The following is a 13,879-nucleotide window of genomic DNA, read 5'->3' on the forward strand; positions in this document are numbered from 1 at the left end:
TAGTAGCGATTACGCGCCGTACTTTTTCAGATCGTCGAGACTATTGCCGAACAGCTCGGCGATCTTCTGCTGTTCAGCGTTCAGCGCGGTTTCTGTGCCTTCCGGCTTCTTGTCTTTCAGGCCCGAGTCACCCGCAATAACCGGCGCGGTTTCAACGAATTTGCGGAACTCTTCCAAGCCGCCCTCGCTGTTACAGGCACGGACATAAAACTCTTTGCTGGCGGGCGCGATCTTGCCCGCTTCGATAGCGTCATTAACCTCGGCTTGAACGGCCTGGTCTTTTTCAGCCTGCGCGTTGTCGGCCAGTTTCTGTTCGGCATTTGCAGCACGAGCAATTACCTGGTCATAGTCAGCGCGTGGGACGTACTGGGTCAGGCTGGGTTGCTGTTGTGCATTGCGAGCGGTAGCCAAATCGGTGTTCATCTGTTTTGCGTGGTTCAGCGCGGCTTCGGCATTGGTGTCGGCTGGCAATTGCCAAGCAGCAGCCAGCGCAGTGAGGAATTCAGCGAAATCCATAGCGGTCTCCAGGGGGTTGTGTTCGGTGGTGTGGTGAGCGTGTTGGGAGTTGAGCGCGGTCAGCATCAGGTTCGGGCGGTTGGTGAGGCCAGCAGAAACAAACCGGATCACCTGATTGGTATCGACGGTGTGGTCAAAAACGGGGGACAGGTATTTGTACTCGCCGGAGGCAACCGCAGAACGGCCCGCCTCATTCCAGTCAAGATGGCCCCAGATCTCGCCATTGCGCGCTTCAAGCTGATCGAACCAGGCGGCAGCCGGTGCCGGTTCGCCATTCGGGGCTTTAAGCTGTGTGCTGTGCTCCCAGTCGAGCGGCATCTTGCGGCCATCCAGACTGACGGCCAGCACTTGATCGGGTTGGTCGTTCACCCACGCACGCTGATCAAATCCCTGAAACTGGCCAGCCGGAATCAGTTTGACCCATTCAGGGACGGAGCCATCCGCAGGCAGCTCGAAACACAAAGCGGTTTTCAGCTCGGTTTCGGTGGCCTGGCACAGGGCGGTTTTGACTGGGGAAGTTTGAGTATTCATGGGGCCATGATGGCCCCGGAATCAGAGGGAGAGGTTTAACGTGGGTTTGAGATTAGAACAGAGCTTGTTGCGGTTCTTCATGCTTGTATCGAAGTAGCCCAATAATCATAAATTGGTGTGGTCGAGACAATTGGGTTCCCATAATGAAGTGAAGGTTTTGTGTCGGAATTTCCATTTCATACAGGTTCCTTAGGATTTTTTCGCCTTCCTCGTGGCCATGATATTTTCGGAATTTGTAATATGCCGCCTGAACCTCCCAATCATGAATAATCATGTTGTGAGGGTTTTCTCCGCTAGTGAATTTATACCGAAAAGCTTTTGTGGGAGAAGGCACCGTAAAACTTTCTTCTCTTGAAAAGAATGATTGCTGCTTGGCCATTTCAGCAGCAGCTTTTTGTTCCGCAAGCTGCTCTTTAGACAAGTCATTATATGAGAATGTTAGCGAACCAGGTGTAGGCTTAATGATTCCCAAACTGACCTTGCGGTTTCCCATATTTTCATCTTTCAAAGCTTGAAAACTCTCATATACATGAGGTCGCCATATATCATGACGAGACTTCCTACCTTGCTGAGCGGTACGAAAAATCCTGATTGAATCAGGATCTAGCTTGTGACTTTCTGGACGATGATCTCTTCCACCAGCCTTCCAGACTGTCGCTTCTATCCAATCGAAACGTCTGAAGCGTTGCTCTTGAGATAGCTGGGTGTATGGTATTGGATACAAACGGAGGAATTCCCCTTCCTCCGTTATGCCAGCGCAGCAAACAGTTTGTTGATATTCCTTACTTGGTTGAGGAGAGGCTTTTACTAAAATGCATATACGTTTGGTCTCTTTAACGTCCATGTTTGGGTTCCCATTACTTAACTGACAAGTGCCTGACGCTAGAACCGGTAAGTAACGACAGCTCCCGCGCAACTGATTTTCGATGGCACGTTAGAACATCTTTTTCAAAACACATTAGTGCGAAATTGCAATCGATCTCAGTACCAATAGTGGCTAGTAACGCCTTTTGGCTTTTAAGGTACTCATCATACTCTTCAAAGAAGGCTTTGTAGTCTTTAGATTCATACAATCGTTTACGAACATCTTTAGGTGACCCAAGTTGACGTTCATGACGATAGCCAATTCCACCTCTCATGAGTAAATCTTTGAGCTGGTTCTTCGAAAAACCTTTTTTTCTTGAGATTGCAAACTCTCTGATGTCCAACAAAATTTCAACATCATGCTGCTGCAAAGTTTTAACAAATAAATCAGGGGTAGATCCTTCGTACCCAATTGTAAATATTGTTCCCATGTTGCCCTCTATTGCATCAACGCTTTTGGGCATGAATGCTTGTGTTTGTACCTGTTAGTGATTGTAGCTTAGAAGAGATTAAATCTCATTTTGATGTCTTGAATGTTCGACAACTTGCGTTTAAACCACTTTTAAAAAGCTCTGTCGTCGATTTTCGCGTGTAGGATGACCAACGACCCCACCAAGCAGTTTCAACGGCCTTCAACGCCTTCCTGTTCCAACTCCCCACCGTTTTCAATCCAGCGATCAATTTCCTCTTGATGTTCCTCTGGCCCCGCTGCATGGCTGATGCCTGGTACGTCATTCAGATCCGCTGCCAAACTGTCGTCGATACCGAGATCTGATAATCGCTGCAATTCGTCGGGCGTAATTTCTCGGCTCTGGGTTGTTGAGCGATTCTGCCCAGCACTCGGCGATGAACTCGCTGATGTTTTTGTTGGCATAGCGTGATACCTCGTTTGCCATGCCCGCCTGGCGGGCTTGTTTGAATAGTGTTTGGACTTCAGGGTCTTTATCCAGTTTCAGCAGGTCATCGAGCTGATGAGCCAGCTCATGATCTACTACACTGCGGATGCTATCGCAGCCGATCGGGTGATACTGTGATGCCACATCGTCAGCCAGAGCCTGATTGAATCGCGCAGGGTCTTTGCCCCAGGTCTTGTTTATGGCAATGCCGCCTACATCTGCCTGCTCCCACGAATGCGCGTAGGTGCCACCGGGCACTTTTTTCTTTTTGATTTCTCGTTTTGCCCAGCGAATGGCAAGCCCTTCATCGATGCCTTTTTCTGCCGCCATCTGCACCACACGCTCTACCTGTATATCATACAGACGCTGGAATTGAGCCTGGCCGGTGCCAACGAATCTCTGGTTCTGGCGCAGGGCCGGGAACTCTTGCAGGTGATCGAACAATGATTTGTTCCAGGCGTTCGCCACCTCGGGTTTGATACCAGCGTAATCAGCATAGTCGGCCAGGTTATTATCCGTCGCCCACTTGGTAGCAGCTTTTGTGGTTTTCTGAGGCTGAAATTCCGGTTTGGGTAATGGCGCATCCAGTGCGTTATCCATCACATTTTTATTGCGCTGCTCATTATCCGCCAGTGCTTTAGACTGGTGCATACCGGGGTTGTAGTCCCAGCCGGGGTCGATGCCCCGTGGAACTTGCAGCACTTCGCCTGTGCGTCCATTTGTCCAGGATTTGGTATTAATAGCGGGGGCTGTTGTCAGGTAGTCACCAGAGGCTTTCAGACGCTCGTATTCGCGCTGGCCCACTTGACGGATGCGGCACTTGCAGCCCCAGCCATTCGGTGGGTAATGCGTTTGCCACCACGGGTCGTCAGCTGGTAGCAGGATGCCCGCCCAGGATACGTGCTCGGCGCGGTGTTTTTCCGATGGCCCCAGCTCATAGACCAGATATGGCATGGCGCGTTTGCTGCGCTGGATACGCTGCCACTGGCCAGCGGCGCGGGCAGTGCGCAGGTTGGTACTGTAGATGGTACGCAACCGGCGCGGGCTACCGAGTTGGGCCTTAATGACTTCGCCCGTGGTTGGATCAACCACGTTCTTTTTCCCCCACCAACCGAGTTTTTCCAGCTCGGGTTGCAGTTCCTTTTTCCAGCGGGCGAACGTCTTGCCGTTGGCCAGCGCGTCGTCCAGGGATTCGCGGATGCTGGTCAGCACGTCCATCTGCATCGCCTTGGCGACGGTAAACGCGTGGCTGTGTTGTTCGCGCCAGACATCCCGGTAATCAAAACCGGGTTCAATCCCCTTGGCCCGGAACCACGCGAGCGCTTCTTTGGGTGGTGAGGCAGGGAATCGAAAGTTGCCAGCCATCAGCTATCCGCTCCGTCACCGGCCCCATTTGCCAGGAACATCTGCAGAGCCAGCTTACTAACCAGGTCGCTGTCGTCCATTTCATCCAGCAGGTCTTGCAGGCCAGCGGCAAAGTCTTCTGCGGTGTCGACTGACTCCAGCAGGTCGCGGATTGGTTGCAATACCGGGTCGATTTGCTGTTGCCAGTTGGCCAGACCGTCTTGCTCCAGTTCGTCCAATGCCTGTTCCGCCGGATCTGGCAGCTGCCGGTTAATCGCTGTCGCTGTACTACTGCAGTGAGCACAGTGGCAGCCATGGTGCTGCTGATTCAGTGCGGGTGTGGGTGTGGGCGCTGGTGTCTGTTGCTGAGCGCCCAGCAGTTCAGCGCCTGGTTCAGGATCAGGCAACCCGAGTTTATCGCGGATCACGCTGGCCTCCACTTTCAGGCCCAGCGGCACCAGCTCTTTTAACGCAGCAGTAAGCGCTTCGGTGTCCTCCGGTTCGATCACTTGAAACTCAACACGCGGGTAGTGCTCTTGCGGGCCGAAGTTGAGATCGACAAACGAACGTACCAAATGCTTGTTGATGGTGTTGCTGAGCTGGCGGGCGTCGGCCTTGAGTATGTCGGTACGCACGTCGTCCTGTGCGTCATCATTACCCAACTTGCCGGGGGTGCCCTCGGTGCTGGCGGTTTGTCCCAGCACCGCTTTGGAAACCTGCTTATCCAGCCACTCCGCCAGATTTTTGAACACATCGGCACCGCCGGAGACATTGCCCGGCGATTCAAAATCGATCCGCATCGTGTCAGGTATAGCGGCGGCGGCATCGGTGCCGATGTTGGCGATGGCGTTTATCAGGGTATTGATGTCGGCTGGCGTGGCATTCGGGTTATAGCGGCCAACGCGCAGCGGCATTCCAAACACCTCAGCAAATGCCAGCCAGTCGGTCACCGTGTAGCTCTTGCACATATAAGACACCGCTACCAGACGGGCGAGACCGCCCCGGATCGGCAGGCCAGTTTTCAAGCGCGGCTTGTGAACGATGAACTTATGGGGAGGCAATGGCAGACCGTCGAGCATGTCGGCTTCGTCTTTGATACGCAGTTGCTTGCCACTGACTCGGTCGAATTGGAAGAAACGCGGGTCGCGGTGTTCGTAGCCTTCGACTTCTTGCCACTCTCCGTCCACTTTCTCATTGCGAGTACGCGGCTCCCAGGGCTGGCGCTTGGTATCCCAGTTCATTTCGACCACCGAGAATCCCTTACCCAGTGCGTCCAGCAGGTCGTCGGCCATATCATGAAATTCCGGGCGGCGGATCAATGCCCGTACAGCATCGGTAATTTCCTGGTCTTTTTTGTCATCGGTCGCGGCTTCCACCATGGTGGGCAAACCACTGACGGCGCGCTTGCGGGTACCCAGCACGCTGGCGTAATGAGGGTCGCGCTCTTCAATTTCTTCGGCCAACGTCAGATAAGCATCGGCGTCGCCTTCGGCGGCATCGCGCAGGATCTGCGCCAGCCGTTCCGGGCTGAGCCATTCCGCCTGGGTGCCGAAGTTCCAGATATTGCGAATGCCGGTTATGCTCGGTGCAGCGACCGACTTGGACAACTCAGTCTTTTTGAACGGCTGACCGTTGTGGTCAAGGATGAGTGAATCAGCCATGTGCGGCCTCTTTAAATAGTGTTAAAGATGAGGTTAAAGCGGCGTTACAGACAGCCGCGACGGAAGCCGCCGGTGGTGCGAATCTGGCGCTGTTGTGTGTCGCTGTGATCGTTGCGAGTGGGTTTGGGGATGGCGTGGTAAGCGAAGTCTTCTACTTCCATCGTGGTGGCGTAGTACGCCAGGCACAGCGCAATGGCCGAGTCACCGTGGCGCTCTTTTTTTGCGTCGGTTTTTCCGTCCGGGATTTTCGGAATACCCTTGATGACCTGAATGGCGCGCATGTCGGACAGCACATCGGCATCACGCGGAATCCGAATGGTCTGGTCTTCAAACGCGGCTTTGAAGCGCGGCATGTTGTTTAAATACCAGCTTTGGCTGAGCATCACGGCTTCAATCCGTCCCGATCCGTAGCGGTACTGGGCCTGTTCGGCCAGGTATTGGCCGTTGCCACGAGCATCCAGAGCACCCGCCATAAACCGCGCAAACCGGTCACAGATATAAAACAGGATCTGCTCTTGCTGTTTGAACGGCACGTTCTTCAGCTCCACCATAAAGGGCACTTGCCGGATCAGTTCTTGCGTCAGCTCTATCGGCGCGAACACCGAGAGGTCGCCAGTACGGGCGAAGTCTTCGCCCAGGGCGTATTGGCTTTTGGGATTGAGGGCTTGCAACAGCGGCAACAGGTGCTCTTCACACCAGTCTCGTATTTCGGCTTCGCGCAGATGTTCAGGCCAGCCGTTAAACTCGGCAGAGCCTTCAAACCGAATCACCGGAGCGTCGTGCATACAGGCTTCGATCAGTGCGCGGCTGATGTAGGCACCACCACCCGCCTTGGGCACGCAGTAGTATTCTTCCAGTGCGTCGTCTTCACTGGCGGTATCCCGCAGCAGGTCGGCCTTCCATTGGTCTTCTTCGGCTTGATTCCAGGGCTTGCCCAGGCGCTGGCAAATACGCTGGTACAGCCCTTCACGGCAGGCATCGTCCAGCGTGATACGGTGAACGGAATAACGCTTTTTGCCTGCACGGCTATCGTTGATCAGCTCGTTAAAGAGGTTTTCAACGCCGTTATGTGTGCTGATCAGCCTGACCTTCGCGCCCCACATGGTCAGAGCCAGCGCGGCTTTGAGTACCTCTGCCAAACGTTCGTGGAATGCGGCCTCGTCAATCGTGACGTTGCCCTGCATACCCCGCAGGTTGGAGGGGTTGCTGGACAGTGCCTGCACTTTGAAGCCGGACGCGAAATAGACCACGAACGTCAGGATCTCTTTGCCTTCCTGGCCGTCGTCTATGAACAGTTCTTCCTGAATTTCTCCAGCGGCTTTGTTAAATGCCTTGGCCCACATGGCAACGGCGTCGATAAACTCACGCGCCATCTCCTTATTGGAACCGACATAGAAGTGATTGGTGCCCCCGGCGCTTTTGGCAGCACTGGCGGTTAAGCAGGCGTCGGCGGCTTCGGCCCAGGTGATACCGGTTCGGCGGGATTTTTCAGCGATCTTGAGCGGGGACTCGTCAGCGATCCAGCGCTTCTGGTAGCCCAGCAGCAGTTCGTTGTCGTCGTAGGGGATAAAGGCGGGAGCGTTCATAGTAGGTTATCGATCAGCAATGGCCAGCCAAACAAGCTGTAGATGCATAAGCCCATCTTTTTGCCAGGGAATTCATCAACCGTTTCAGGGTATGCAACCAAGTAAAACCCCCACACGAAAAAAGCCATAAAGACCCAGAAATAGCTCCAGACCTTAAGCAGCAACTCCATAATCATCACGCAATCCCCAGAATATCGTTTTTGATGGTCTTCACTGCTTCGCGAGTCAGACCAGCAGCCGTAGCAACTTTTTCAGCAGCGTCGGCGGCTTCTTCGGCAAAGGCTTTGCGGATTTCTTTTTCGCGTTTGAGGCTGTCCATGCTCGCTTTCTCCAACCGTTGAACGGTCAAAGCCAGCTCTTTGATCAGCCCCAAACTGGCTGGGTCTTCTTCGTCCAGCGCGGCTTCGGCCACATCAAAGGCCATGGTCTGGGTCATCTGTATCAATAATTTGCCGATGTCACCCGTGGGTTTTTCGCCCAGCTTGGCCACCCAGGCATTGGCGGTGGCTTGGCGTTCCTGCATTTTCTTGCCGATCTTGGCCATTTTGGTGGCATAGCGGTTGAGGCCGGAACGCGATAGCTGATCTTCTTCAGGAATGCCCAGCTCTGAAAGCTGCCGATTTACTTCTTCCCGCACGTCTTCTTGCGTGTTGCCTTTGTCACGCAGTGCCGCGTTCAGAAATACCCGTACCTGTTCGGGCAACTGCTCGATTTTGGACGGGCGGCCCCGTGTTGGTCGCTCTGCCATTTCAGGCACCCGGCCGTGGCTGGCCGATGCCCGGCACTCGGGCACGGCCCTGGGCAACGTCTACGCCCCGACTGGTAATCGTGGCCACGTCAGTATTCAGCACCGATTCAATTTCAACCAGCCCCTGCTCACTGAGCCAGTAAAGGTGGGTTTTCACCTGGTCGCGGCTGAGCCGGTGGCCGTAGGCATCCAGCATTTTGTTGATGATAGAGTCGTTCGCAGTGCCGTTCACGTCGGTCAGACTGCGCAGGATCACCAGACGTTGATCCTGATTTAACAGATCCTGATAGGCCATCAGTGCCCCCGGTTGTTAAGTAGATGGTCGTTGATCAGTTGCAAGCTGTGATTGATTTGCCGCAGCTCGCCCTCGACTCCGGTCACGCTGTTGCCGATTTGTGTGATCCGGTCATTCATTTTTTCAAAATCAGCGCGACTGGGGGCATGCTCAACGTCTTTTTCGATTCGTATCAGTCGGTCGTCCATCTCGTCGATGTCTTTTTTCGTGGCCCGCTGCCGACTGGCCAGCCAGACATACAGCGCAATAGCGGCGGTGATCGCCGCATTCGCAACGCTGAACCAGAACTGCATGGCCTGATAGTTAATTTCTGATGGTTCCATCAGCAGTGATCCTTGAGTTCGTGCAGCTGCTGACAGTCGATACAGCGAGCGGCATTGGGTTTTGCTGCGAGTCGCTCCGGTTCGATATCACATGCACAGTCGATACACATCACCACACCGTCCTGCACCCACTGCGCTGGCTCCGGTTTCAGCCGAGCACTGTGATTGGCCAGTGCTCGCTCGCGATCCTGTTGTTCAAGCTCTTTGGCGGCATCCAGAAAGTCCGGCATCACAAATCCTTGTTGCTGTTCGTTTGGCTCTCGGGGCGTTTGTCGAGCGTGAGTTGGTATTCCTTGGCTTTTGCCAGGCGTTTTTGCTCCAACATGCTGGCAATCAAATCGACGGTTTCATCGACCACGTCGTTGGTGCTGAGGCGCTGAATCCAGCGCAGGCCGTTGATGATCAGTCGGGTCAGCAGTCGCTCAAATACAACCGGCCATTGAATGCGGCCTAACACCGCCTGTGCGGTATCAATGATCAGGTCTGTCGTCACGGCTGATAGCAGCGGTTTGGCAATGGTGAGTAACCAGGTCATTGGGCCTCCAGGATATTGTTCAGATCTGTGGTGTATGCCTGGGCGATCCACTCCGACACATCAAAGCCGGGGCAGGTTTTGCCGTCAAACAGATCGCGATGACCACACACGGTCGAGATCGACAGGCCATTGCCGGGGTGTGAGAGAGACACAACCAGAGATCGAAGGGCAGACCATTGCTCTGGTGTGTAGCGGTCGCGGCCGATCAAACAAATGCCGATGCTGTGGTAGTTATGGCCGGAGACGTGCGCACCGGTCTCATGCAGCGGCCGACCACACCGGATAGCGCCATTCAATTCGATGACAAAGTGGTAGCCAACGGCTATCAGGTCGGGCTGGTACTTGGGTGCAAGATTCAGATTACGACGAAAGCCGCGCTGGCGGTGCCAGGCGTCGATGTCCTCGATGGTGTTAGCACGGCCGTTTGGGGTATCGGCGCAATGAATAACAATCGTGTCTATATGCGAGAGTTCGCGGGGGCTGCCCATTACATACTCCTGACCTCGGTCTGTTCAGTGGGAACAAGTGATAAGGTCAGGATATTTGATTGTACAAAGGGGCTGGTTTAACGGTGATTAAATCTTTTCTCTATTCTTTTCGTGAAATTTACTGATTTTTCATTCGTTCATACTCCCATTTATTTATTAAACGGAATGTACATTTACATCCGAGTGTTTTTCGCAGCGGATTTTCTCTCAGATAAGTGGTGTCTGATGGTAATAACAAGCCGTCATAATCAGCGTGATCAGGGCATGGCCAACGGGATGGGCCTTGGGAAATTTCAATGCACGGGAATCTTTTCCCTACAACTCTTGCAGCCCGAAATAGTTGACCCTTGAAATACCATTTCCCCATGACAAAACTTACAAATTTTTCACACTGATTTTTTAAAGTTTCTTTTTTGCCTTCTGCTCGTAATAAAGCAATAGCTTCTGGCCAGCACCAGCCGCTATCAGCGACTTCTTTCTCAAAAATCTTTGTTGCGGATCTTGGATTATTCACTGTTTCAAAAAGAGTTGGGCCAATCCGCTTTGTAACTGCCTTTGGCACAGCAGCATATTCAGCCGCTTCATTAAGTGCATCCTCAAAAGCGGACTTTTCATCAAAATTATCTTGAACATCCTTATCCATACACACATCCACAGCGCAGATTAAAACAACTCAGGCTGTACCTTCTTCTGATGGTACGCCCGCTGTTCCTTAATGATCCGATAAACGTGCTGCACTGTCACCCGGTATTTCCCAGCCAGCTGATCCGGCGTCATATGCCGATCGGCCCAATCATCGTACAAATTGCCGTCCCGGATCGCCCGTTCCAGCACGTCGCCCTTGGGTAGGTAAAAATAGCGGCCGCCGCAGTAACTGGCCAGCTCTTGCACTGCGTTGTACGTCAGTTTGCTGGCATCCGCATCGCTGTAGCCCATACGGTTAAACCGTGAATTGAGCACAGCAATAATTACGATCAGATCCCGTGGCCATTTTTTACGGGCCTCGGGCGGCACGTCATCGAGATGATCGAGCGCGTCATCCGGGATAGGAGCATCTGGCATCAAGTCACGCTGTTGCTGTTCAATTGTCATCTCCGCCTCCTGTTTTCCAGGTATCGATTGGTAGATTATAGTGGTCGATGATGCTGTTCAGTTTGATCCAGTATTTATAGTCTTTCGGGGATTCTAGGATCAAAACAATGCCAGCCCGTTTGTTAGTCTCGATTGCATATCCTAGTGACTGCCCGATTGCTTCAGACCATTTATTGCCAAAGTCGAATTCAATTGCATGCGTACTGGTGACGCAGTCGACCCGTGTTTTATCAGACAGTACTTTTTCCGTCTGCCCACCTGCGTTGGAACACCAGCGCTGCTGATACCATTTTTCGTAATGTTGTCTCGCAGCATGAGCATTCATCGCTAATGACAGTAGCACCAATATAATCAGTGTTTTCAATTTTAACTCCTCACCAAGATGTGTCCGTCAAGCGTTGCATGGATGCTGCGGTTGTTTGATAGTCCGCCGCAGCCGGGCGTTGGTAGCGCACTCTCTGTGTGCCACTACTGATAACGCTTTCCAGCACACGTTTTAAATAGTTGTGATTCGTCAGTGCTTTGGCGTCGGTGTTCTGGCGTTTTGCGCGGATACTCTCGACCGTGTCTTGCAGCGCTGGTGTTAACCAGTCTGGCTCTGCCAGGGCCAGGGCTTCCTTCACCAGTCTCAGCGCTCTGTCCATCGCAAGATCTCGCGATCCACTCCGAAACAGGCCCAGATAGCCAACTAAGGCTGTGGCCGTGTCGGCATCGTGCGCGGCCAGCAGAGCGAGTAACTCTCGCCCCGCATCGTCTTGCACCAGTTGCTCCAGACCGATCCGACTATGACAGACCGGACAGCGATTTAACTGCATGTCTGGCCCTCAGCGGTATCACCAACGATAACAGACATGGGTCGCAGCTCCATGCGGCTCGTGGCGTAGTGCTCCGAGTTTTTGATAGCCAGTTTTTCAAACAGTGGGTTCCATGTAATCACGTGATGATCCAGCAGGATCTGAGTAGCCTCGGCCTGGGTGACGATCTGACCATGCTCTGCGAGTGCCGGCACAGCGGCCATGATCAGCAGCAAATCGCCATTCATGGCTGAGTTGACGACCCGTCGTTGCCACTGTTTCAGCTGCTCCAAAACGCTGTTGGTCATGTTGGTTTGCTCCAGCCATTCGAGAGCATCGATCTGCCCGTTTTTTGCGCGTGTCTGTTTACGTACCCAGGCCATCAGGGCGGTTTCGCTGCCGTCGCTGATAAATCCGGCGCGGTGCATCTGTATCCAAATCGCACGGATTTTGTCGATGCGCGTTTTTCGACCGCTGTGACTGGATGGTGGCGACAAGCGTTTGTCGCCGGATTTTTTCCGGCGCTTGGGTTGCCAGCCCTTGCCGACCAGCTCTTTGAGTACCGCGTCGATCTGGTTAATGGTCATGTTGCGTGAGCTGGGTGACTCTGCCGGTGCGCCGTGGCGCGTCAGCAGTTGGCGGTAGCTATCATCGGCCATTGCCAGGTCTTTTTTGGCGATGTGGAGTTTGGCCAGAGCGGCTTGCAATGGAGTTTTCATGCGGCTACCTCTTCTGCGGCTTTAAAGCCGCATTTAATCAATGTTAATCCGTCGATTTTTTTATACTGGCGTATTAGGCTGGCGGCGGTTGTAAAGCAGGGGTCGTACCACTGGATTTTGACGTCCAGATTATCGAATATCTGGCGAGCACGGCGCTTGCCAAAACGCTTTTCTAATTGCTGCTTTTTCTTGGGGCCATACATCGCCTTGCTACGCTGACGCCAGAGCAGCTGAATACGCGGGTTAAAGTGGTTCGATTCCGGCCACCCCTCACCCCATTTGATGCTGCCGTTGATATACACCGCCAGCGCGGTTTTATTTTCGGTCAGACGAACTCGGTTTACGGTGACTGCATCGTCATCCAGTTGAAACGTCACGGAGGCGAATTGACTGCTCAGTTCGCTGGCAATCGCTTGCCATTGGCCCTTAGTTATCATGTTCGTTCTCCATCATGCTGCTGGTTGCTAGCTGATGCGCCATTTTCAGTGCGTCGATCAGTTGTGGAATTCGATCAACATCAACATCCACCTGGTCTTCGTTCACACTCAACTGGACGACCTCGCAGCCGTCATCAAAGTTGACGTAACACGGCTCGATCTCCAGCCACTCTCCTGCGGAGATGCACTGTTTATTCGGGTTGTTGTCGTATTGAATGGTCATGCGTATTCTCCTTCTGTTGTCAGCTCTTCGAGGTAGCCCACTGGCCACCAGAGGTTGCAGTTGCTGCGCGTGTGTTTGCAGACCAGGCCCCGCTTTTGGAGCTTGTTCAGCGCTTTGCGGACATCGGCAGTTTCCATGCCCAAACGACTCGCAATAACCCAAGTCGGGGCGCCACCTTCGTTGCAACAATACTGGTCATCTACGTTGTATCTGGCGAACGCCACAATGTGTTCATACCGGCCGCCAGTCTCGGCTTTAATGGCTGCAATCAGAGTTGACTCAGATAGTTCGCTCATCACATCACCTCACACACTGGCCAGATCGAGTGCGATCTGGCGGTATTTGTCGGTGTCTTCGATACGCTCATACACACGCACGTAGACGGTTGATCCACCCACTCGAATGGAGTCTTTCAAGGCGTTGGTGGCGCGTTGCCAATCTGTGTCGTCGATTTCCAACTGCAACAGCCCCAGCAGTTCAGCGGTTTTAATCTGGCCTGATCGTGTGGTGCGGAATGCCCGATCAACCAGGGCGCGGATATTCACGTCGGCGTTTTCTGTCCATTTGTCCAGGCATTCTGCAAACAGCTGCTGTGCGGCCTCCAGCTCCTCGCTGAATTGAATTTGCTCGGCAAAGACGCGCTGGATTTTGTACCGACCGTTGTAGCTGGACAGGCTGACGTTGCCCTTTTTTCCGCCCAGCGTGACTTCGTACTTGTCGGCAGCGATTTGCAGCAGGTCAGCAATGTCGGCCAGCGCTTTTCGTTTGAACTCAGTCAGTTGCTGGCTGATTGCCTGCGCCTGTTTAACGAGATCGGTCACGCATTG

The 13,879-nt window shown here is 53.4% G+C and carries 22 protein-coding genes; all 22 read right to left on the bottom strand.

The genetic code is table 11. From position 1 onward, the window contains the following. Window positions 1–9: 9 nt before the first annotated feature. Entirely contained in the window at window positions 10–1,047 is a 1,038-nt protein-coding gene (locus tag Q8W24_RS11680; protein WP_305475398.1) for a phage protease, read from the bottom strand. A 52-nt stretch (window positions 1,048–1,099) separates the two neighbouring features. After that, window positions 1,100–1,891, bottom strand: a complete 792-nt coding sequence (locus Q8W24_RS11685) for a hypothetical protein (RefSeq protein WP_305475400.1) — start codon at window positions 1,889–1,891, stop codon at window positions 1,100–1,102. A 13-nt stretch (window positions 1,892–1,904) separates the two neighbouring features. Further along, window positions 1,905–2,375, bottom strand: a complete 471-nt coding sequence (locus Q8W24_RS11690; protein WP_305475401.1) for a DUF488 family protein — start codon at window positions 2,373–2,375, stop codon at window positions 1,905–1,907. 158 nt (window positions 2,376–2,533) lie between these two features. Next, window positions 2,534–2,662: a hypothetical protein gene (locus Q8W24_RS11695; RefSeq protein WP_305475403.1), complete on the bottom strand. Its 129-nt coding sequence runs from the start codon at window positions 2,660–2,662 to the stop codon at window positions 2,534–2,536. Next, entirely contained in the window at window positions 2,643–4,172 is a 1,530-nt protein-coding gene (locus Q8W24_RS11700; RefSeq protein WP_305475404.1) for a phage minor head protein, read from the bottom strand. The genes Q8W24_RS11695 and Q8W24_RS11700 overlap by 20 nt, the downstream gene beginning before the upstream one ends. Then, entirely contained in the window at window positions 4,172–5,812 is a 1,641-nt protein-coding gene (locus tag Q8W24_RS11705) for a DUF935 domain-containing protein (protein WP_305475406.1), read from the bottom strand. Before Q8W24_RS11705 ends, Q8W24_RS11700 begins: the two co-directional genes overlap by 1 nt. Before the next feature lie 44 nt (window positions 5,813–5,856). Next, entirely contained in the window at window positions 5,857–7,398 is a 1,542-nt protein-coding gene (locus Q8W24_RS11710) for a terminase large subunit domain-containing protein (protein WP_305475408.1), read from the bottom strand. A 175-nt stretch (window positions 7,399–7,573) separates the two neighbouring features. Further along, window positions 7,574–8,146 carry a DUF3486 family protein gene (locus Q8W24_RS11715; protein WP_305475410.1) on the bottom strand — a complete coding sequence of 191 codons (573 nt, stop codon included), beginning with the start codon at window positions 8,144–8,146 and terminating at the stop codon, window positions 7,574–7,576. Between the two features lies 1 nt (window position 8,147). After that, entirely contained in the window at window positions 8,148–8,441 is a 294-nt protein-coding gene (locus Q8W24_RS11720; protein WP_305451549.1) for an ArsR family transcriptional regulator, read from the bottom strand. After that, window positions 8,441–8,764, bottom strand: a complete 324-nt coding sequence (locus Q8W24_RS11725) for a DUF2730 family protein (RefSeq protein WP_305451550.1) — start codon at window positions 8,762–8,764, stop codon at window positions 8,441–8,443. The genes Q8W24_RS11720 and Q8W24_RS11725 overlap by 1 nt, the downstream gene beginning before the upstream one ends. Then, window positions 8,764–8,994: a TraR/DksA C4-type zinc finger protein gene (locus Q8W24_RS11730; protein ID WP_305451551.1), complete on the bottom strand. Its 231-nt coding sequence runs from the start codon at window positions 8,992–8,994 to the stop codon at window positions 8,764–8,766. Before Q8W24_RS11730 ends, Q8W24_RS11725 begins: the two co-directional genes overlap by 1 nt. After that, the gene (locus Q8W24_RS11735) at window positions 8,994–9,299 is read right to left on the bottom strand and encodes a hypothetical protein (protein WP_305475411.1); all 306 of its coding nucleotides are present in this window, start codon (window positions 9,297–9,299) and stop codon (window positions 8,994–8,996) included. Before Q8W24_RS11735 ends, Q8W24_RS11730 begins: the two co-directional genes overlap by 1 nt. After that, window positions 9,296–9,787, bottom strand: coding sequence for an N-acetylmuramoyl-L-alanine amidase (locus tag Q8W24_RS11740; RefSeq protein WP_305451553.1), 492 nt, complete (start codon window positions 9,785–9,787; stop codon window positions 9,296–9,298). Before Q8W24_RS11740 ends, Q8W24_RS11735 begins: the two co-directional genes overlap by 4 nt. Window positions 9,788–9,905: 118 nt before the next feature. Beyond that, window positions 9,906–10,430: a hypothetical protein gene (locus Q8W24_RS11745; protein WP_305475412.1), complete on the bottom strand. Its 525-nt coding sequence runs from the start codon at window positions 10,428–10,430 to the stop codon at window positions 9,906–9,908. A gap of 20 nt (window positions 10,431–10,450) precedes the next feature. After that, window positions 10,451–10,879 (bottom strand): Mor transcription activator family protein, encoded by a 429-nt coding sequence (locus Q8W24_RS11750; protein ID WP_305475413.1) that lies wholly within the window; start codon window positions 10,877–10,879, stop codon window positions 10,451–10,453. Then, complete coding sequence (locus tag Q8W24_RS11755; RefSeq protein ID WP_305451556.1) at window positions 10,869–11,243, bottom strand: hypothetical protein; 375 nt, start codon at window positions 11,241–11,243, stop codon at window positions 10,869–10,871. The genes Q8W24_RS11750 and Q8W24_RS11755 overlap by 11 nt, the downstream gene beginning before the upstream one ends. 10 nt (window positions 11,244–11,253) lie before the next feature. Continuing rightward, entirely contained in the window at window positions 11,254–11,694 is a 441-nt protein-coding gene (locus Q8W24_RS11760) for a hypothetical protein (protein ID WP_305475415.1), read from the bottom strand. Then, complete coding sequence (locus Q8W24_RS11765; protein WP_305475417.1) at window positions 11,685–12,392, bottom strand: gp16 family protein; 708 nt, start codon at window positions 12,390–12,392, stop codon at window positions 11,685–11,687. Before Q8W24_RS11765 ends, Q8W24_RS11760 begins: the two co-directional genes overlap by 10 nt. Continuing rightward, on the bottom strand, window positions 12,389–12,829 hold the full coding sequence (locus Q8W24_RS11770) for a hypothetical protein (RefSeq protein ID WP_305475419.1): 441 nt from the start codon (window positions 12,827–12,829) through the stop codon (window positions 12,389–12,391). The genes Q8W24_RS11765 and Q8W24_RS11770 overlap by 4 nt, the downstream gene beginning before the upstream one ends. Continuing rightward, window positions 12,819–13,052, bottom strand: coding sequence for a hypothetical protein (locus Q8W24_RS11775; RefSeq protein WP_305475420.1), 234 nt, complete (start codon window positions 13,050–13,052; stop codon window positions 12,819–12,821). Before Q8W24_RS11775 ends, Q8W24_RS11770 begins: the two co-directional genes overlap by 11 nt. Next, a complete protein-coding gene (locus Q8W24_RS11780) occupies window positions 13,049–13,348 on the bottom strand; it encodes a hypothetical protein (RefSeq protein ID WP_305475421.1) in 300 nt (99 codons plus the stop codon). Before Q8W24_RS11780 ends, Q8W24_RS11775 begins: the two co-directional genes overlap by 4 nt. A 9-nt stretch (window positions 13,349–13,357) precedes the next feature. Continuing rightward, window positions 13,358–13,879 (bottom strand): DUF3164 family protein (locus tag Q8W24_RS11785; RefSeq protein WP_305475423.1); only part of this gene is annotated, 522 nt, incomplete at its 5' end.

This window comes from Oceanobacter sp. 4_MG-2023 (assembly GCF_030689165.1).
Classification (GTDB): Bacteria; Pseudomonadota; Gammaproteobacteria; order Pseudomonadales; family Oceanobacteraceae; genus Oceanobacter.